Annotated in this window: 14 protein-coding genes and 1 pseudogene; 14 read left to right on the plus strand and 1 reads right to left on the minus strand. The window is 72.4% G+C overall.

The window, feature by feature from the left end; translation table 11 throughout:
- Position 1: 1 nt before the first annotated feature.
- The 6 genes and pseudogenes from F9278_RS27235 to F9278_RS27260 form a co-directional block, all read left to right on the plus strand.
- The gene (locus F9278_RS27235; protein ID WP_152174162.1) at positions 2–1,225 is read left to right on the plus strand and encodes a TadA family conjugal transfer-associated ATPase; all 1,224 of its coding nucleotides are present in this window, start codon (positions 2–4) and stop codon (positions 1,223–1,225) included.
- The gene (locus F9278_RS27240; RefSeq protein ID WP_193241656.1) at positions 1,225–2,079 is read left to right on the plus strand and encodes a type II secretion system F family protein; all 855 of its coding nucleotides are present in this window, start codon (positions 1,225–1,227) and stop codon (positions 2,077–2,079) included. Before F9278_RS27235 ends, F9278_RS27240 begins: the two co-directional genes overlap by 1 nt.
- A complete protein-coding gene (locus tag F9278_RS27245; protein WP_152170656.1) occupies positions 2,076–2,864 on the plus strand; it encodes a type II secretion system F family protein in 789 nt (262 codons plus the stop codon). Before F9278_RS27240 ends, F9278_RS27245 begins: the two co-directional genes overlap by 4 nt.
- Positions 2,865–3,063: 199 nt before the next feature.
- A complete protein-coding gene (locus tag F9278_RS27250) occupies positions 3,064–3,276 on the plus strand; it encodes a DUF4244 domain-containing protein (RefSeq protein WP_193242042.1) in 213 nt (70 codons plus the stop codon).
- Positions 3,263–3,670 (plus strand): TadE family type IV pilus minor pilin, encoded by a 408-nt coding sequence (locus tag F9278_RS27255; protein ID WP_152170657.1) that lies wholly within the window; start codon positions 3,263–3,265, stop codon positions 3,668–3,670. Before F9278_RS27250 ends, F9278_RS27255 begins: the two co-directional genes overlap by 14 nt.
- Before the next feature lie 89 nt (positions 3,671–3,759).
- Positions 3,760–4,140 (plus strand): annotated as a pseudogene (locus tag F9278_RS27260) (Rv3654c family TadE-like protein); the annotation flags it as partial.
- Positions 4,141–4,171: 31 nt separating this feature from the next.
- Here F9278_RS27260 and F9278_RS27265 read toward each other — a convergent pair.
- On the minus strand, positions 4,172–6,646 hold the full coding sequence (locus F9278_RS27265) for a DEAD/DEAH box helicase (protein WP_193241657.1): 2,475 nt from the start codon (positions 6,644–6,646) through the stop codon (positions 4,172–4,174).
- 83 nt (positions 6,647–6,729) lie between these two features.
- On the opposite strand from F9278_RS27265, the gene bldG reads away from it, so the two are divergent.
- The 8 genes from bldG to topA all read left to right on the plus strand — a co-directional run bounded on the left by bldG (position 6,730) and on the right by topA (position 18,999).
- Positions 6,730–7,071 (plus strand): anti-sigma factor antagonist BldG, encoded by a 342-nt coding sequence (gene bldG, locus F9278_RS27270; RefSeq protein ID WP_005475923.1) that lies wholly within the window; start codon positions 6,730–6,732, stop codon positions 7,069–7,071.
- 108 nt (positions 7,072–7,179) lie between these two features.
- A complete protein-coding gene (locus F9278_RS27275; RefSeq protein WP_152170659.1) occupies positions 7,180–7,611 on the plus strand; it encodes an ATP-binding protein in 432 nt (143 codons plus the stop codon).
- 327 nt (positions 7,612–7,938) lie between these two features.
- Positions 7,939–10,344: a sodium-translocating pyrophosphatase gene (locus tag F9278_RS27280; protein ID WP_152170660.1), complete on the plus strand. Its 2,406-nt coding sequence runs from the start codon at positions 7,939–7,941 to the stop codon at positions 10,342–10,344.
- Between the two features lie 206 nt (positions 10,345–10,550).
- Positions 10,551–11,156: a small secreted protein gene (locus F9278_RS27285; RefSeq protein WP_152170661.1), complete on the plus strand. Its 606-nt coding sequence runs from the start codon at positions 10,551–10,553 to the stop codon at positions 11,154–11,156.
- 143 nt (positions 11,157–11,299) lie between these two features.
- The gene (locus F9278_RS27290; RefSeq protein WP_152170662.1) at positions 11,300–12,832 is read left to right on the plus strand and encodes a DUF7059 domain-containing protein; all 1,533 of its coding nucleotides are present in this window, start codon (positions 11,300–11,302) and stop codon (positions 12,830–12,832) included.
- 272 nt (positions 12,833–13,104) lie between these two features.
- Complete coding sequence (locus tag F9278_RS27295) at positions 13,105–15,531, plus strand: serine/threonine-protein kinase (RefSeq protein ID WP_152170663.1); 2,427 nt, start codon at positions 13,105–13,107, stop codon at positions 15,529–15,531.
- A gap of 110 nt (positions 15,532–15,641) precedes the next feature.
- The gene (locus F9278_RS27300) at positions 15,642–15,839 is read left to right on the plus strand and encodes a hypothetical protein (RefSeq protein ID WP_152170664.1); all 198 of its coding nucleotides are present in this window, start codon (positions 15,642–15,644) and stop codon (positions 15,837–15,839) included.
- Positions 15,840–16,149: 310 nt separating this feature from the next.
- On the plus strand, positions 16,150–18,999 hold the full coding sequence (gene topA / locus F9278_RS27305; protein ID WP_152170665.1) for a type I DNA topoisomerase: 2,850 nt from the start codon (positions 16,150–16,152) through the stop codon (positions 18,997–18,999).
- Positions 19,000–19,129 lie beyond the last annotated feature (130 nt).

Below are 19,129 nucleotides of genomic sequence, written 5' to 3' on the forward strand. Positions count from 1 at the left end.
GATGCCCGACGACGGCCTGCTGGACGGTGTTCGGCAGTGGCTCGTCGAGAGCGGGGCCGAACCGACGCCCGCGCGGGTGGCGCAGGCGCTGCGGGAGCGGGGCAGGGTGCTCGGGGACGCCGAGGTGCTCGGGGCGGCCGAGCGCCTGCGGTCCGAGCTGGTGGGGAGCGGGCCCCTGGAGCCGCTGCTCGCCGACCCGTCCGTCACCGACGTGCTGGTGTCGGCGCCGGACCGGGTGTGGGTGGACCGGGGCGGCGGCCTGGAACTGACCGGGGTCTCCTTCCCGGACGCGGCGGCCGTACGACGGCTCGCGCAGCGCCTGGCGGCCGTCGCCGGACGCCGGCTGGACGACGCCCGGCCCTGGGTGGACGCCCGGCTCCCGGACGGCACCCGGCTCCACGCGGTGCTGCCACCGGTGGCCGTCGGCTCCACCTGTCTGTCCCTGCGGGTCGTCCGGCCCCGCGCCTTCACCCTCGCCGAACTGGTCGCGGCGGGCACGGTTCCGCCCGGCGGCGACCGCGTCCTGCGGGCGCTGATCCGCTCCCGGCTGTCGTACGTCATCAGCGGCGGGACCGGGACCGGCAAGACCACGCTCCTGAGCGCGCTGCTCGGCCTGGTCGACCCCGGCGAGCGGATCGTGCTGGCCGAGGACTCGGCGGAGCTGCGGCCCGACCATCCGCATGTGGTGCGGCTGGAGGGCAGACCGGCCAACCAGGAGGGCGTCGGCCTCGTCGAGCTTCAGGACCTCGTGCGGCAGGCGCTGCGGATGCGCCCGGACCGGCTGGTGGTCGGCGAGGTACGCGGACCCGAGGTCGTCTCCCTGCTGGCCGCCCTCAACACGGGCCATGAGGGCGGCTGCGGGACTCTCCACGCCAACGCGGCGGGACAGGTGCCGGCCCGGCTGGAGGCCCTCGGCACGGCCGCCGGGCTCGACCGGGCCGCGCTGCACAGCCAGCTGTCGGCCGCGCTGTCCGTGGTCCTGCACCTCGTACGGGACCGGGACGGGCGACGGCGGATCGCCGAGGCGCATGTGCTGGAGCGGGACGGCTCGGGGCTGGTGAGGACCGTGCCGGCGCTCCGCTGGGGCGAGGAGGCGTTCGTGTACGAGCGGGGGTGGGAGCGGTTGAGGGAGCTGCTGCGGGGCGGGCCGCACGGCCGGGACGGCGGGTTCCCGGACGGGGCACGAGCGCGGGCCGAGGGCCCGCCGGAAGGGAGTGGGTGGTGATGACGGGGGTCGGGGAGATCTCGGGGATGGTGGCCGTGATGTGCGCCGGGGCGGCGGCCTGGATGTCGGACGAGGGCCGGGGCGCCGGGTTGCGGCGGGCGCGGTCGTTGCTGCCGGGAGGCGGGGCCGTGGGGCCGCCGCTCCTCGAACGGGTGACGGGCCGGGTGCGGGCGCTGGGGGCCGAGTGGTGGGCGGCGGTGGCCGGGGTGGTGATCGGGGTGCTGGGGGCCTCGGTGCTGCCGGTGCTCGCGGGGGCGGCGGCGGTGCCGCTGCTGAGGCGGGTGCGGCGGGCGGCCGAGGAACGCCGGGTCCGGGAGCGGCGGAGCGGTGTCGTGGTCGCGCTGTGCTCGGCGCTCGCCGGGGAGGTGCGGGCCGGGCGGCAGCCGGGTGAGGCGCTGTCGCGGGCCGCCCGGGACTCCGGAGGGCTCGGGGAGGCCGAGGCCGTGGTGCTGGCGGCGGCGCGGTTCGGCGGGGACGTGCCGGGTGCCCTGGCGGACGCGGCACGGCAGCCGGGCGCCGAGGGGCTGCTGGGGCTCGCCGCGTGCTGGCGGGTGGCCGTCGACCGGGGCGCGGGCCTCGCCGCCGGGCTCGACCGGCTGGAGGGCGCCCTGCGCGCCGAGCGGGACCAGCGAGCCGACCTGCGCGCCCAGTTGGCCGGTGCCCGGTCCACGGCGGTGATGCTCGCCGGGCTCCCGGTCCTCGGCCTCCTGCTCGGCACCGCGCTCGGCGCCGACCCCCTGCACGTGGTGCTGCACACCACGGCCGGGCTGGGCTGTCTGCTCGTCGGCGGGGTGCTGGAAGGCGCGGGCCTGTGGTGGGCGCTGCGGATCGTGCGGGGAGCCGAGGCGGCGTGAGCGGCGAAGTTGTCCACAGGCTGGGGGTGACGGTGTGCGTGCTCGCGGGACTGTGGTGGCCGGCCCGGTCGCTCGTCACCGCGCGCCGCGAACGCAGGCTGCGTGCCCGGCTGGTCGCGGTGCTCGCCGTCGCGGCCGAGCCGTCCGGGCGGAGCCTCGTGTCACGGGGTGCGGTCCGGCGATGGCTGCCGGTCGCCGGGGCGGTCTGCGCCGGGTGGGTACTGGTCGGCGGCCTGCCGGGGCTGCTGGTGGGGCCGGCCGCCGGAGCCGGGGCCTGGCTGTGGCTGCGGCGGGCCCGGCGCGCGGGCGGCGATCCCGTGGAGGCGTACGGCGCCGCGGAAGCCGCCCGTCAGCTGCCTCTGGCCGCCGATCTGCTGGCCGCCTGCATCACGGCGGGAGCGAGCCCCGTGACGGCCGCCCAGGCCGTGGGAGAGGCCCTGGGAGGCCCGGTGGGCGAGCGGCTGGCCAGAGGCGCGGCACAGGCGCGGCTCGGGGGCGAACCGGCCGAGGCCTGGCGCTCGTTGGCCGCCCTCCCCGGCGCCGGGGCGCTGGCACGGCTGCTGGAACGCGCCGACGAGTCCGGCGTACCGGCCGCCTCCCCCGTCGCCCGCCTCGCCGCCGACGCCCGCGCGGAGTGGGGTCGTTCGGCGACGGAGCGGGCGCGCCGGGCCGCCGTGCTGGTCACCGCCCCGGTGGGGCTGTGCTTCCTGCCCGCCTTCATCGCGATGGGTGTGCTGCCGGTCGTGATCGGGCTGGCGGACGGGTTGTTGGGAGGGGGTGGGTGATGACGGGCGGCGACCTGTGATCAGTGGTCGGCAATGGTCGGCAGGAGTCGAGAGCAGTCAGCAACGGTCAAGGGAACTGAGCCTCACGGGGGTTGGGATGTACCAGGCAGCAAAGGCAGCAAAGGCAGCAGAGGCCGTGAAGGTCGTGAAGGCAAGGACGGCAGCGGCGGTGACGAAGGCGGCGACGGCGGTGCGGGCCGTGCGGGAAGCGGTGCGGGTTCGGGTGGCGGGTGCCGTGCTGTGCCGGGTGCGGGCGGCGCGGAGGGACGCGGGGATGGTGACCTCCGAGTACGCGGTGGGGATCATCGCGGCGGTGGCCTTCGCCGCGGTGCTCTACAAGGTGGTGACCAGCGGGCAGGTCCAGGCGGAGCTGCAGCAGATCGTAGGGCGGGCCCTCAATGGCGGCGGGTGAGCCGCGTCGGCGCCGCAGGGCCCTGGGAGGCGATCAGGGGTTCGTGACGGCCGAGGCGGCCCTGGCCCTGCCCGCGATGGTGCTCATCGCGACGGCACTCGTGTGGGGCCTGTTCGCCGCCTGCGCGCAGATCCAGGTCGTGGACGCCGCTCGGGCCGGGGCTCGGGCGGCGGCCCGGCAGGACCCGTCTGCCGAGGTCGTGGCGGTGGCCCGGGAGCTGGCGCCGGACGGGGCCGAGGTGAGCGTGGGCCGGGAGGGCGACTTCGTACGGGTCGTGGTCTCGGCCCCGGCACCGGGGCCGGGCGATCTGGGCGTCGATCTCAGCCACGCGGCCGTGGCGCTGGCGGAGGAGACGGTCGGGGCGGCTGCGGGGGAGGGGGTGGGGGCCGGGTGAGCGGGTGGTCGTGGTCTTGGTCCAGGTTGTGCGGGCGGCTGCGGGTGGCCTGCGCGGTCCGGTCGCTCCGGTCGCCCCGGTCGGCCCGGCTGTTCCGGCTGTTCCGGCCGTTCCGATGGAGGCGGTCGGACAGAGGTTCCGCGACCGTGTGGGCCGTCGGTGCGATCACCGTGCTGTGTGCCGTGTTCGGTGCGGTGATCGCCCTGGGGCAGGCCGTGGTGATCCGGCATCAGGCGGAGGCGGCGGCAGATCTCGCGGCCCTCGCCGCCTCCGACCACTGGATGAAGGGCGCCGAGGGAGCCTGTGCGACGGCGGCACGGGTGGCAGGGGCCCAGGGCGCCCGACTAGTGCGCTGCGAGGTCGAGGGAGAGATCTCGGACGTCACGGCGGCCTCGGGGACGGGCCCGTTCACCGCCGAGGTCAGGGCACGGGCCGGACCACCGGGACCGGTGGCCCCGGCAGGGGCAGGGGAAGGGGGGATGAGGGGCGCGCTCCCGGGCCTCAGGGTCCCCGGTCCTCCGCTGGAGCGTCGGGTGCCGACCGGAGGAGTTCGGTCAGCAGCCGCACGGCCCCCCGCTTGTGCAACGGGTCGTTGCCGTTGCCGCACTTGGGGGACTGGATGCAGGACGGGCAGCCGGCGTCGCACTCGCAGGATGAGATGGCCTCGCGGGTGGCGGTGAGCCAGGCGCGGGCCGTGTGGAAGGCGCGCTCGGCGAAGCCCGCGCCGCCGGGGTGGCCGTCGTAGACGAAGACCGTCGGGAGCAGGGTGTCCGGGTGGAGCGGGACCGAGACGCCGCCGATGTCCCAGCGGTCGCAGGTCGCGAAGAGGGGCAGCATGCCGATCGAGGCGTGCTCGGCGGCGTGCAGGGCGCCGCCGAGGATCTCGGGATTGATCCGGGCCGCGTCGAGTTGGTCCTCGGTGACGGTCCACCAGACGGCACGGGTGCGCAGCGTACGCGGAGGGAGGTCGAGTTTGGACTCGCCGAGGACCTCGCCGGTGATGAGGCGGCGACGGAGGAAGGAGACGACCTGGTTGGTGACTTCGACGGAGCCGTAGCACAAGCGGCCGTCGCCCCAGGGGACTTCGGTGTCGGTCTCCAGGACGGAGATGGCGGTGGTGTCGCGGGCGACCGTCGAATAGGGCGGGTCGGCCTGTTCGACGAGGGCGACGGAGTCCTCCAGGTCCAGATCGCGCACCAGGTACGTACGGCCCTGGTGCAGATGGACCGCGCCCTCGTGGACGGTGGTGTGGGCGGCGCCGGCGTCGACCGTGCCGAGGAGGCGGCCCGTGCCGGTCTCGACGACCTGGACGGGGCGACCGCCCTGGCCCCGGATGTCGGCGAGGTCGGCGGCGCGTTCGCGGCGGGTCCAGTGCCAGGCCTTGGCGCGGCGGCGGAGCAGTTTCGCGGCCTCCAGCTGCGGGAGCAGGTCCTCGCAGGCGGGGCCGAACAGGGCGAGGTCCTCGTCCGTCAGGGGGAGTTCCGCGGCGGCGGCGCAGAGGTGGGGGGCGAGGACGTACGGGTTGTCGGGGTCGAGGACGGTCGATTCCACCGGTCGGTCGAACAGGGCCTCCGGGTGGTGGACCAGGAAGGTGTCCAGCGGGTCGTCGCGGGCGACGAGGACGGCGAGCGCGCCCTGCCCGGCGCGTCCGGCGCGTCCGGCCTGCTGCCAGAGGGAGGCGCGGGTGCCCGGGTAGCCGGCGATGAGGACGGCGTCCAGGCCGGAGATGTCGATGCCGAGTTCGAGGGCGGTGGTGGCGGCGAGGCCGAGGAGTTCGCCGGAGTGGAGGGCGCGTTCGAGGGCCCGGCGTTCCTCGGGGAGGTAGCCGCCGCGGTAGGCGGCGACGCGGCGGGCGAGGGAGCGGTCGACCTCGGCCAGGCGCTCCTGGGCGATCACGGAGATCAGTTCGGCGCCGCGCCGGGAGCGTACGAAGGCGACCGAGCGGACGCCCTGGACGGTCAGGTCGGTGAGCAGGTCGGCCGTCTCGGCGATGGCCGTACGCCGTACGGGCGCGCCCTTCTCGCCGTGCAGCTCGGTGAGCGGGGGTTCCCAGAGGGCGAACACCAGTTCACCACGGGGTGAGGCGTCGTCCGCGACCTCGATGACCGGGACGCCGGTGAGGCGGCGGGCGGCGACCGAGGGCTCGGCGGAGGTGGCGGAGGCGAGGAGGAAGACGGGGTCGGCGCCGTAGCGGGCGCAGAGGCGGCGCAGGCGGCGCAGCACCTGGGCCACGTGGGAGCCGAAGACGCCGCGATAGGTGTGGCACTCGTCGATGACGACGTACTTGAGGGCGCGCAGGAAGGAGGACCAGCGAGGGTGGGAGGGGAGGATCCCGCGGTGGAGCATGTCGGGGTTGGTGAGGACGTAGTTGGCGTACTGGCGGACCCATTCGCGTTCCTCGACGGGGGTGTCGCCGTCGTACACGGCCGGGCGCACGGCGTTTCCCAGCGGTTGTGAAAGTTCCTTCACCGATCGGCGCTGATCCGCCGCCAGGGCCTTGGTGGGGGCCAGGTAGAGGGTGGTCGCGCCACGGCCGTTGGGGGCCTCGGAGCCGTCCAGGAGGCGGGAGAGGACCGGGACGAGGTAGGCCAGCGACTTGCCGGAGGCGGTGCCCGTGGCGACGACGACCGAGTCGCCGTCCAGCGCGTGCTCGGCGACGAGTGCCTGGTGGGCCCAGGGATGTTCGATTCCGGCGGCCTGTACGGCGGCGATGACCTCCGCTCGGATCCGGTCGGGCCAGACGGCATGGCGACCCGCGCGCGGGGGCACATGCTCCGTATGAGTGATGCGCGAAGCCCGGCTCGGGCCCGAGGCGAGCCGGTCCAGGACCGTGCCCGGCGAGGGGCTGGAGGCGGTGTCCGTCGGGGATCGATCGGGTCGGTGATTCTTGGCCATCGGCATCGAGTGTGTCACCGGCGTGACGGACAATGGAGCCAAGGCGTCGTGCACGCCTGCCGGTAAGTGATTGAATGCCATCGCGGCTGGCGAACCGTCCCGGGGGCTTTCAAGCCGAGGTGTCCCGAGGGGCGAACGCTCGATAGCAAGGTGCTGGAGGATCCGTGGACCTGTCCCTGTCGACCCGTACCGTCGGCGATCGTACGGTCGTCGAGGTCGGTGGCGAAATCGACGTATATACCGCGCCCAAGCTGCGTGAGCAGCTGGTCGAGCTGGTCAACGACGGGAGTTTCCACCTCGTCGTCGACATGGAGGGCGTCGACTTCCTCGACTCCACCGGGCTCGGCGTGTTGGTGGGCGGCCTGAAGCGCGTACGGGCCCATGAGGGCTCGCTGCGTCTGGTGTGCAACCAGGAGCGGATTTTGAAGATCTTCCGCATCACCGGTCTGACCAAGGTGTTCCCGATTCACACCTCGGTCGACGAAGCGGTGGCTGCCACCGACTGATCGTGCCCACCCGGGCCCAGCGCCCGGTACGGCAAGAGACAAGTGAGGGGGGACCGGGCCCGAGGGCCCGGCCCTTCGACAGCACGCCCGTAGTTCCGAGGGGGATGCATGGCCACCGTTGAACTCCGCTTCAGCGCGCTGCCCGAGCACGTCCGGACCGCCCGACTGGTGGCGGCAGCGGTGGCGCGCAGGTCCGGAGTGGACGAGGCCGTCCTCGACGAGGTCAGGTTGGCCGTCGGCGAGGCGTGCACCCGTGCCGTCGGACTGCATCAGAGCAGCGGTATCTCGGCGCCGGTGCGGGTGTTGCTGATCGAGGAGGAGAAGCAGTTCTCCATCGAGGTCGGCGACGAGGCGCCGCACGCCGTCCCCGGTGACCGGTCATCGGGCGCCGGCGACGGGGACGCCGAGATCGAGGAGGACGACATGGGCCTCGCGGTCATCAGCGGCCTCGTCGACGACGTCGAGGTCTCGGCCGGGGAGAACGGCGGGTTGATCCGTATGACCTGGCCGACGACACCGTCGATCGCGGTCCTGCCCTGATCTTCTCCCCTTCACGTAGTACCGAGTTCACGTAGTACCGAGAGGGCCCTGCTGAGCAGGGCCCTTCACGTTTTCCCGGCAGTTATTCCGATCACCGTTCATCGGAACACCGGAATTCGTGAAGTAATTCACGATCATTCACGTGATAATTGATCAAGTGTCAATGCCTTTGAGGCGTTACTTCTTTCGAGTAGCGTGGGCGGGTGCGGATCATTTGCTGAAGGGCATGTGAAGGCCAATTCCGTTTCCCGCGCACTGTTTTGGTCAGGTGCACCTCCCTACAATCCGTCCACATCTTGAGCTCAGCCCCAGCGTCAAGGAGGACGAATGGCGGGGCTTTCTACCCCTCAAAGGTTTGACCACACCGCGAACTTCGCAGCCGCGGTACTGACCGACGAAAACCGGATCATCGTCATGTTGATCGGCGTCGTGGCCCTGGCCGCGCTCGCCGTCGCCGGGGTCCTGGTGCGCCAGGTGCTCGCGGCGGGCGAGGGCACCGACAGCATGAAGAAGATCGCGACGGCGATCCAGGAAGGCGCGAACGCCTATCTGGCACGGCAGTTGCGCACGCTCGGCGTATTCGCCGTCGTCGTGTTCTTCCTGCTCATGCTGCTTCCGGCCGACGACTGGAATCAGCGCGCCGGTCGATCGGTGTTCTTCTTGATCGGCGCGGCGTTCTCGGCGGCCACCGGTTATATCGGTATGTGGCTCGCCGTACGCAGCAATGTGCGCGTCGCCGCGGCGGCCCGGGAAGCGACACCGGCGGAGGGCGAGCCGGAAAAGGATCTCACCGCCGTCTCGCACAAGGCGATGAAGATCGCATTTCGCACCGGCGGCGTCGTCGGCATGTTCACGGTGGGGCTCGGCCTCCTCGGCGCGTCCTGTGTGGTCCTCGTGTACGCGGCCGACGCGCCGAAGGTGCTGGAGGGCTTCGGCCTCGGGGCCGCGCTCATCGCCATGTTCATGCGGGTCGGCGGCGGCATCTTCACCAAGGCCGCCGACGTCGGCGCGGACCTGGTCGGCAAGGTCGAGCAGGGCATTCCGGAGGACGACCCGCGCAATGCCGCGACCATCGCCGACAATGTGGGCGACAACGTCGGCGACTGCGCCGGCATGGCGGCCGACCTCTTCGAGTCGTACGCCGTGACGCTCGTCGCCGCGCTGATCCTCGGCAAGGCGGCGTTCGGCGACGCCGGGCTCGCGTTCCCGCTCATCGTGCCCGCGATCGGCGTACTCACCGCGATGATCGGCATCTTCGCGGTGGCCCCCCGCCGCACCGACCGCAGCGGTATGTCCGCCATCAACCGCGGCTTCTTCATCTCCGCGGTGATCTCGCTGGTGCTCGTCGCCATCGCCGTCTACGCCTACCTGCCGTCGTCGTACGCCGACCTCGAAGGCGTCACGGACACGGCGATCCAGGGCCACGCCGGCGATCCGCGGGTCCTCGCGGTCGTCGCGGTGGCCATCGGCATCCTGCTGGCGGCGCTGATCCAGCAACTGACCGGCTACTTCACCGAGACCACCCGGCGTCCCGTGAAGGACATCGGCAAGAGTTCGCTGACCGGCGCGGCCACCGTCGTCCTCGCCGGAATCTCCATCGGACTCGAATCGGCCGTCTACACCGCCCTGTTGATCGGTCTCGGCGTGTACGGGGCGTTCCTGCTCGGCGGTACGTCGATCATGCTCGCGCTGTTCGCGGTGGCGCTGGCCGGTACCGGTCTGCTCACCACGGTCGGTGTCATCGTCGCCATGGACACCTTCGGGCCGGTCTCCGACAACGCGCAGGGCATCGCCGAGATGTCCGGTGACGTCGAGGGCGCGGGCGCGCAGGTGCTCACCGACCTGGACGCCGTCGGCAACACCACCAAGGCCATCACCAAGGGCATCGCCATCGCCACGGCCGTGCTCGCCGCCGCCGCGCTCTTCGGCTCGTACCGCGACGCGATCCTCACGGCCGCGAACGACGTCGGGGAGAGGGTCTCCGGCGAGGGCGCGCCCATGAACCTGATGATGGACATCTCGCAGCCCAACAACCTGGTCGGGCTCATCGCGGGCGCCGCGGTCGTCTTCCTCTTCTCGGGGCTGGCGATCAACGCGGTCGCGCGGTCGGCCGGTTCGGTGGTCTACGAGGTGCGGCGGCAGTTCCGCGAGCGGCCCGGGATCATGGACTACACCGAGCAGCCGGAGTACGGCCGGGTCGTCGACATCTGCACCAAGGACGCCCTGCGGGAGTTGGCCACGCCCGGTCTGCTCGCCGTCATGGCGCCGATCGCGATCGGGTTCTCGCTCGGGGTCGGCGCGCTCGGCGCCTATCTCGCAGGTGCCATCGGGACCGGCACGCTGATGGCGGTGTTCCTCGCCAACTCCGGTGGCGCGTGGGACAACGCGAAGAAGCTCGTCGAGGACGGTCATCACGGTGGCAAGGGCAGCGAGGCCCATGCCGCGACCGTCATCGGCGACACTGTGGGCGACCCGTTCAAGGACACGGCGGGACCGGCCATCAACCCGCTGCTGAAGGTGATGAACCTCGTCGCGCTGCTCATCGCGCCCGCGGTCGTCCAGTTCAGCTACGGCGAGGACAAGAGCGTCGCGCTGCGGGTCACCATCGCGGTGGCCTCGATCGCCGTGATCGTCGGGGCGGTGTACGTGTCCAAGCGGCGCGGTATCGCCGTGGGTGACGAAGGCAACTCCGAGCGGGTGGCCAAGTCGGCGGATCCAGCGGTGGTTTCGTAGACGGTCCTCCGGCCGGGCCTACGAGGGTCCTGCTCAAGGGGCGGGCGGGCGGCGCGTGTTGACGCGTCGGCCGCCCGCCCTTGTCTGTGCCGGCGCTCTCCGTGAGCCTTCTCTCTCTTGGTTCAAACGGTTACAAAAGGGCGCACCGGGGGTGCTCAGCACACAGGTGGCTCCCATTCGGCGTGTATGTTCCGGGGCCGAGAGCCATGGAAGGGACCGATCCGGTGAACAAGAAGCTCGCGGCCGCACTGTCCGGCGGTGCGGTACTGGTACTGGCGCTGTCCGGCTGCGGCGGCGACGACGAGACGAACGACAAGCTGAACTCCTGGGCCAAGGAGGTCTGCGACTCCGTACAGCCGCAGATCAAGAAGATCGCGGCGGCCAACGCCTCGATCCAGAAGGAGACCTCGGACGACAGCGCACCGGCGGACGTGCAGAAGGCCGACTCCCAGGGCTTCCAGGACATCTCCGACGCCTACAAGGCGATGGCGACGGCCATTCAGCGGGCCGGGGCGCCGGATGTCGAGGACGGCGCGAAGAAGCAGAAGGCGGCGGTCGCCGAGCTGAACCAGCTGTCCACGGCGTACGGGGAGCTGAAGAAGAAGTCGGACGCGCTCAACACGAAGGACCAGGCGAAGTTCGCGGACGGGCTCGAAGGGGTCGCGACCGAGCTGGAGAAGCTGAGCAAGACCGGGAGCGACGCGCTGAAGGAGCTGGAGAAGGGGGAGGTCGGGCAGGCGATGGCCGAGCAGGAGAGCTGCAAGTCGGCGACGTCCTCCGGAGGGGTTTCGGCGCCGGCTTCCGCTTCGTGAGCTGAGCGGGGTTGTCTCCGGCCGTGGGGTGAGCCGGGCCGCGCCGCCCCAGCGGCACGATTGGCCGCGGTCGGGGTGGCTGAGGAGCGCACGCGCGGCTGTGGCTGGGGCCGGGGTCGGGGTGCGCGGCTACGCTGGGTCGTGTGAGTGACTTCAGGCTGTCTTCGTTGCCCTCTGCCGACCGGTCCGATGTCGCTGTGCGGCTTCGGGAGGCGTTGCTCGGTGCCGACTTCACCGCCGACGGGCTGCTCGAACTGCTCGGGGCGTCCGCGTACGCGGCGCTGGCCCGCAGCGAGGTCGTACCGGCGCTGAGAGCGACCCGGGGCGACACGGCGCTGGAGGCGCTCGTGCGGCTGTTCCTGTTGCAGAAACCGGTCGTACGCGCGCGCGTGGACGCCGTGCTGCCCGTCGACGAGTGCGTCGAGAGCGGCTGGCTCGTCCGCGTCGGCGAGGACGGGGACGAGATCACCGCCGCCGTCGATGTGCGGCCGTACGGCGGGCCCGCAGGCGAGGACTGGTTCATCGTGTCCGACCTGGGATGCGCGGTCGGCGGGGCCGGGGGGATCGGGAGCCGGGACGAGGGTGTCGTGCTGGGCGTCGGCGGGGCCTCCACGACCCTGGCCGGGATCACCGTGCGCACGCCCGTCGCCACCGCCCTCGACCTCGGCACCGGCTCCGGGATCCAGGCGCTGCACGCCGTCCAGCACGCCACGCGCGTGACCGCGACCGATCTCAACCCGCGAGCGCTGCACATCACGGCGCTCACGCTGGCGCTCTCCGGCGCCCCGGCGGCCGATCTGCGGGAGGGCTCGCTGTTCGAGCCGGTCGGGGCGGACGAGACGTACGACCTCATCGTGTCGAACCCGCCGTTCGTGATCTCGCCCGGCGCCCGGCTGACGTACCGCGACGGCGGGATGGGCGGGGACGAACTCTGCCAAACGCTTGTTCAACAGGCGGGGGAGCGGCTGAACGAGGGCGGGTTCGCGCAGTTCCTCGCCAACTGGCAGCACGTGGAGGGGGAGGACTGGCAGGAGCGGCTCCGGTCCTGGGTGCCGCGCGGCTGCGACGCGTGGATCGTGCAGCGGGAGGTCCAGGACGTCACGCAGTACGCCGAGTTGTGGCTGCGGGACGCGGGCGACCACCGCGGTGACGTGGCCGAGTACCAGGCGCGCTACGACGCGTGGCTCGACGAGTTCGAGGCGCGGAAGGTGAAGGGCGTCGGGTTCGGCTGGATCACGCTGCGGAAGTCGGCCGCCGCGGACTCCGCGCCCTCGATCACCGTCGAGGAATGGCCGCATCCGGTCGAACAACCGCTCGGCGAGACCGTGCGGCAGCACTTCGCGCGCGTCGACTACCTGCGGGCGAACGACGACGCGGCGCTCCTCGCCGCGCACTTCCGGCTCACCACCGAGGTCGTCCAGGAACAGGTCGGGCCGCCCGGCGCCGAGGACCCCGAGCATGTGGTGCTGCGTCAGAACCGGGGCATGCGCCGGGCCGCGAAGGTGGACACGGTCGGCGCGGGATTCGCCGGTGTGTGCGACGGCACGCTCAGCGCGGGGCGGATTCTGGACGCCATCGCCCAGCTGGTCGGCGAGGACCCCGTGGCGCTGCGCGACCGTACTCCCGTCCAGATCCGGCTGCTTGTGGAGCAGGGGTTCCTCGAACCGGCGCCGTGAGCCACCGGGACCCCGCCCGGCCCTGTCCGGTCGCCCCTCGTGCCCGGTGACGATTTCCGTACTGTCCGATGACGGTACCGGTACCCCGCGCGGCGCCCGATCCCGTGACGTACGGGGCGGGTTGGCACCCCTGGGACACATGTGCCTCCTCTGTCTGGATTGGTCCGTAAAAGGGCTCCTGTCAGTGGTGCGTGCGAAGCTATTTTCAAGAGACGGATGCGACGTGTCCTCGGGGGAGGCACGCGCTGTCTCTGGGGGATCGGGGGGTCGCGATGGCGGGGGCGATGCCGGCGGACGGCCGGGACAGGATCATCAACGACCGGTACCGCCTGCTGCGCACCCTGGGCGCGGGCGGCATGGGGCGGGTCTGGCTCGCGTACGACGAGGAGTTGGCCTGCGAGGTCTCCATGAAGGAGATCTCCCTGCCCGATGTCCCGAGGGACGCGACCGAGCGCGCCCAGCGCATCGCCCGAGCCCGCAGCGAGGCCAGGCACGCCGCGCGGCTGCGCGGCCATCCGCATGTGGCGACCGTCCACGACGTGGTGCTCCACGAGGGCCTGCCGTGGATCGTCATGGAGTACGTGCCGGACGCGATCGATCTCCAGGCGGTCGTACGGCAGCGGGGGCCGCTCGCGCCCGAGCAGGTCGCCCGGATCGGGCTCGCCGTCCTCGACGCGCTCACGGCGGGGCACCGGATCGGCATACTCCACCGGGATGTGAAACCGGCCAACATCCTGCTCGCGGCCGACGCCTCCGGCGACCCCTACGCGCGGGTGCTGCTCACCGACTACGGCATCGCGCTCCAGCCGGAGTCCCGCGAACCCCGGCTCACCGCCACCGCCGGCATCCTCGGCACCCCCGGCTATCTGGCGCCGGAGCGCGCGCGGGGCGAGCCGCCCACACCGGCCGCCGACCTGTTCTCGCTCGGCGCCACGCTGTACGCCGCGGTCGAGGGCCGCGGCCCCTTCGACCGGCACGGTGAGTACGCCACCCTCACGGCCCTGCTCGGCGAGGAGCCGACACCGCCCGTCCTCGCCGGTGAACTGGCCCCCGTCCTGCACGGGTTGCTCATCAAGGACCCGGTGCGCCGGCTGTCGCCGGAGGCGGTGGCCCGGGGCCTGGAGCGGGTGACCGGCGCGGGCGGCGCCTCGACCCCGCCGGGCTGGGGAGCCACCCCCGCGTCGGCGCCCGGCGCCTTCGGACCGGCACCGGGCACGCCCGCCACACCGGGCACGCCCGCCACACCGGGCACGCCCGGCGGCCACCCGACCACCGGTGCGCCCCCGGGGTACGTGGCGAGCGCGCCGCCCGGCTATGTCGCCGCCGGGCAGCACGGCCTCGGCGGCACCCCGAACACCCCGGGCGCACCCCACACGCCGTACACACCACAGACCCCAGGGGCCCCGCACACACCCGGCGGACCTGCGGGGCCGAACACCCCGAACACCCCGGCCGGCGGTCCGCACACACCGGGCGGAGCGCCGGGCGGCCCCTCGCCGTACGACCCGTGGCAGCAGCCGCAGCAGGGACAGCAGCCGCGGAGCCCCTACGACGGCTACAACCCCTACGGGGGCGGCCGGGCCACGCCCTACGGGAGCCCGGCGGGCGGCGGGGCCACGCCGTACGGGGGCACCCCCGGCACCCCGTACGGCGCCGGAGCCGGCGGTCAGGCGCCGGGCTACGGCGGCACCGTGGGCAATCAGTCGCTGCCGTACGCGGCCAACCCGTCGACGCCGTACGGGGGAGGCGGGGTCCGGCCGCCGGGGAACGCCGGGTATCCGACCATCACGGCCGGGGGTCCGCCGCCGCCCGGCGGGCCGAAGCGGAAGACACCCGCGGCGGCGATTGTCGCGATCGTGGTCGCCGTGCTGCTGGTGGCGGGCGGCGGGACCTGGGCCGCGGTCAACTTCGCGAGCGACCCGGAACCCAAGCCCTCCGACAGCCCGGAGGCGCTGGCGTCGCCACCGGGGTCGGAGTACCCGTACGGCAAGCAGGCCGCGCTCAAGAAGGCGCTGGAGGTGGGCGACTGCGTGAAGGCGGTCTGGACGGGGACGGCGTTCGCCTCGGTGCCCGACCTCGGCGTGGTCGACTGCGACGAGGACTGGCCCGACGGCCAGGTCGTGGCGATAGAGACGGCCTCCGACCACACGGACGCCGCGGCCAGCGGCGCCCAGCGCTGCGCCAGCCAGGCCGACCCGATGGCCGAGGCCCTGCCCGACGCGGACGTCTACGCGCTCGTCCCGACGAAGGCGGGCTTCACCGCGGCCAAGGGCGGTACGGCATGTCTCGTACTCGGCAAGCACGTCGCGATAGGCGGCGAGGTCGGCCGACTCCGTGACGTGGGCATGAACCTGTGGCCCACGCAGATGGCCGTCGGCGACTGCTGGGACTACACCACCCGGGAGGACGAGGGGTACGACGCCCCGCTGACCGACTGTGCCGAACCGCACACCGACCAGGTCGTCGGATCGGTCCAGGCACCCTCCAACATGACCTTCGACGGCGCCCTCGCCGAGGGCGGGAAGCTGTGCACCAACAGGTTCGAGTCGAGTTGGGCGCCCGGCGCCGACCTGATCGTGTCGGGATGGGTGTCCGAAGAGAAGGAATGGGAGAAGGGCTTCAACAAGGTGGTGTGCACGGTGCGCAACGCCGACGCGTCGAAGACGACCGGGAAGATACCCACGCCCGGCTCGGTCTGAGCGCGGTCCGAGAGCCGGGGACGCCTCGCGTTCACCTCGGGTTCGCGCGCCCGCTTCCCGTCCGTGCCAGCCTCCCGTCCCGGGGCGGTCGAGGGGCGGGAGGACGGGACATGGAGAGCGGACCGGCGATCTTCGTGGGAGTGGTGTTCGCCCTGTTCGGGGGCGGGCTGCTGCTGTGGACCGCGAGGCGGCTGCGCCTGGGCGAGCCGGTCGCCCAGGGGGTGCGTCCGGTGATGTCGGCGACGCTCGCGAGCGTCACGGCGGTCACCGCCCTCGCGCTCGGCGCGTGGTGCCTCACCCGCCTCTGAGAGCGCCCGGGAAGCCGGGGCCGATGGGCGGCCGGGGTAACCGGGATGTGACCCTCCGCATAGGCCCCGGGCGGATCGCTGAACACGCCGGGCGGCAGGAATGGCGGTAGTCGGGTTACCGTTCGAGTGGCCGTTGCGGGCTTTTCCCGTTTGACACGGGGGCGGGATGTACCGTCACACTCCGCAGCGTCAGCATGACCCGACCCCCGGGCCGACCGCCGAGCCCCGTGCCAGGCACCGGCCGCAGGGGGCGCCCGCCCCGGGACGCAAGCCTGGGGAGACCCAGCGTCGACCGGAGAGAAGAGCGAAGTTGTCCCCGACCAGCGAGACCGCGAAGGGCGGCCGCCGACTCGTCATCGTCGAGTCGCCTGCCAAGGCGAAGACGATCAAGGGCTATCTCGGCCCCGGCTACATCGTCGAGGCGAGCGTGGGGCACATCCGCGACCTTCCCAACGGCGCCGCGGAGGTGCCCGAGCAGTACACCGGCGAGGTGCGCCGGCTCGGCGTGGACGTCGAGCACGACTTCGCGCCCATCTATGTCGTCAACGCGGACAAGAAGGCGCAGGTCAGGAAGCTCAAGGACCTGCTGAAGGAGTCCGACGAACTCTTCCTCGCCACCGATGAGGACCGCGAGGGCGAGGCCATCGCCTGGCACCTCCAGGAGGTGCTGAAGCCCAAGGTCCCGGTCAAGCGGATGGTCTTCCACGAGATCACCAAGGCCGCGATCCAGGCCGCCGTCGCCAACCCCCGCGAGCTGAACCAGAAGCTGGTCGACGCCCAGGAGACCCGCCGCATCCTCGACCGCCTCTACGGCTACGAGGTCTCGCCGGTCCTGTGGAAGAAGGTCATGCCGCGTCTGTCGGCGGGCCGCGTCCAGTCCGTCGCGACCCGGCTCGTCGTGGAGCGGGAGCGGGAGCGCATCGCGTTCCGCTCGGCCGAGTACTGGGACCTGACCGGCACCTTCGCCACCGGCCGCGCCGGTGACGCCTCCGACCCGTCGGCGCTGGTCGCACGGCTCCAGTCGGTGGACGGCCGCCGCGTCGCCCAGGGCCGCGACTTCGACTCGGTCGGGCAGCTCAAGGGCGCGAACGTCCTGCACCTGGACGAGGCGAACGCCCGTGCGCTGGCCGCCGCCCTGGAGAACACCCGGTTCTCGGTCCGCTCCGTCGAATCCAAGCCGTACCGCCGCTCGCCGTACGCCCCCTTCCGGACGACGACGCTCCAGCAGGAGGCCTCGCGCAAGCTCGGCTTCGGGGCCAAGGCGACGATGCAGGTGGCGCAGAAGCTGTACGAGAACGGCTTCATCACCTACATGCGTACGGACTCCACGACGCTCAGCGACACCGCCGTGTCCGCCGCCCGCGCCCAGGTCACGCAGCTGTACGGCGCCGACTACCTGCCGGCGCAGCCGCGGACGTACGCCGGGAAGGTCAAGAACGCGCAGGAGGCGCACGAGGCGATCCGACCCTCGGGTGATCGTTTCCGCACGCCCGCCGAGACCGGACTGACCGGCGACCAGTTCAAGCTGTACGAGCTGATCTGGAAGCGGACCGTCGCCTCCCAGATGAAGGACGCGACGGGCAACAGCGTCACGGTGAAGATCGGCGGCACCGCCTCCGACGGCCGGGACGCCGAGTTCAGCGCCTCCGGCAAGACGATCACCTTCCACGGCTTCCTCAAGGCCTATGTCGAGGGCGCCGACGACCCGAACGCCGAGCTGGACGACCGCGAGCGCAGGCTGCCGCAGGTCAACGAGGGCGACCCGCTCTCCGCCGAGGAGATCACGGTCGACGGGCACGCCACCAAGCCCCCGGCCCGCTACACCGAGGCGTCGCTGGTCAAGGAGCTGGAAGAGCGCGAGATCGGCCGCCCGTCGACGTACGCGTCGATCATCGGCACGATCCTCGACCGGGGCTATGTGTTCAAGAAGGGCACGGCCCTGGTGCCGTCCTTCCTGTCCTTCGCCGTGGTCAACCTGCTGGAGAAGCACTTCGGGCGGCTCGTCGACTACGACTTCACCGCCAAGATGGAGGACGACCTCGACCGCATCGCGACCGGTGAGGCCCAGGCGGTGCCGTGGCTGAAGCGGTTCTACTTCGGCGAGGGCGCGGGCGCGAACGGCACGGCGGCGGCCGAGGCCGGCAACGGCGACGGCGACCACCTCGGTGGCCTGAAGGAGTTGGTGACCGACCTGGGCGCGATCGACGCCCGCGAGGTCTCCTCCTTCCCCGTCGGCAACGACATCGTGCTGCGCGTCGGGCGCTACGGCCCGTACATCGAGCGGGGCGAGAAGGACGCCGAGGGGCACCAGCGGGCGGACGTGCCCGAGGACCTGGCGCCGGACGAGCTGAGCGTCGAACTCGCCGAGGAACTGCTCGCCAAGCCGAGCGGCGACTTCGAACTCGGCGCCGACCCGGACTCGGGCCACCAGATCATCGCCCGGGACGGCCGCTACGGCCCGTACGTCACCGAGGTGCTCCCCGAGGGCACCCCGAAGACCGGCAAGAACGCGGTCAAGCCCCGTACGGCCTCGCTGTTCAAGTCGATGTCGCTGGACACGGTGACGCTGGCCGACGCGCTGAAGCTGATGTCGCTGCCGCGCGTCGTCGGCGCGGACGCCGAGGGCCAGGAGATCACCGCGCAGAACGGGCGGTACGGGCCCTACCTGAAGAAGGGCACGGACTCGCGGTCGCTGCAGACCGAGGACCAGCTCTTCACGATCACCCTCGAAGAGGCGCTGGCGATCTACGCCCAGCCCAAGCAGCGCGGGCGGGCCGCCGCCAAGCCGCCGCTGAAGGAGCTGGGCGAGGACCCGGTCAGCGCGAAGCCGGTCGTGGTGAAGGACGGCCGCTTCGGGCCGTACGTCACCGACGGCGAGACCAACGCGACGCTGCGGTCCGGGGACAGCGTGGAGACCATCACGCCCGAGCGCGGGTTCGAGCTGCTCGCGGAGAAGCGGGCGAAGGCTCCCGCCAAGAAGACGGCCAAGAAGGCGCCCGCGAAGAAGACGGCGACCAAGACCGCCGCGAAGAAGGCGGCGCCGGCGAAGAAGACCGCCGCGAAGAAGACGGCGACTTCGAAGACTGCCGCCGCGAAGAAGGCCGCGCCTGCCAAGAAGGTGGCTGCGAAGAAGGCGACGGCGAGTGGGGACGGCGCCTAGTAGCTCGGGGGTGCGGGTGTTTGTGCGGCTGCGGGTTGGTTGTGGCTGGTCGCGCCCACGCGGCGGAGCCGCATATGTCACAGCCCCGCGCCCCTGAGTGCGCGTTCGTGTCGGGCGGTGGCTGGAAGGT

The organism is Streptomyces phaeolivaceus, assembly GCF_009184865.1.
In the GTDB taxonomy this organism is placed as follows: Bacteria; Actinomycetota; Actinomycetes; order Streptomycetales; family Streptomycetaceae; genus Streptomyces; species Streptomyces phaeolivaceus.

Excerpts from the sequence above, each read along its gene's own strand:
- F9278_RS27265 (WP_193241657.1), bottom strand. The coding sequence starts at position 6,646 with ATGGCATTCAATCACTTACCGGCAGGCGTGCACGACGCCTTGGCTCCA.
- F9278_RS27280 (WP_152170660.1), top strand. The coding sequence starts at position 7,939 with ATGGCGGGGCTTTCTACCCCTCAAAGGTTTGACCACACCGCGAACTTC.
- F9278_RS27255 (WP_152170657.1), top strand. The coding sequence starts at position 3,263 with ATGGCGGCGGGTGAGCCGCGTCGGCGCCGCAGGGCCCTGGGAGGCGAT.
- F9278_RS27235 (WP_152174162.1), top strand. The coding sequence starts at position 2 with ATGCCCGACGACGGCCTGCTGGACGGTGTTCGGCAGTGGCTCGTCGAG.
- F9278_RS27300 (WP_152170664.1), top strand. The coding sequence starts at position 15,642 with ATGGAGAGCGGACCGGCGATCTTCGTGGGAGTGGTGTTCGCCCTGTTC.
- F9278_RS27295 (WP_152170663.1), top strand. The coding sequence starts at position 13,105 with ATGGCGGGGGCGATGCCGGCGGACGGCCGGGACAGGATCATCAACGAC.
- F9278_RS27240 (WP_193241656.1), top strand. The coding sequence starts at position 1,225 with ATGACGGGGGTCGGGGAGATCTCGGGGATGGTGGCCGTGATGTGCGCC.
- F9278_RS27275 (WP_152170659.1), top strand. The coding sequence starts at position 7,180 with ATGGCCACCGTTGAACTCCGCTTCAGCGCGCTGCCCGAGCACGTCCGG.
- F9278_RS27285 (WP_152170661.1), top strand. The coding sequence starts at position 10,551 with ATGGAAGGGACCGATCCGGTGAACAAGAAGCTCGCGGCCGCACTGTCC.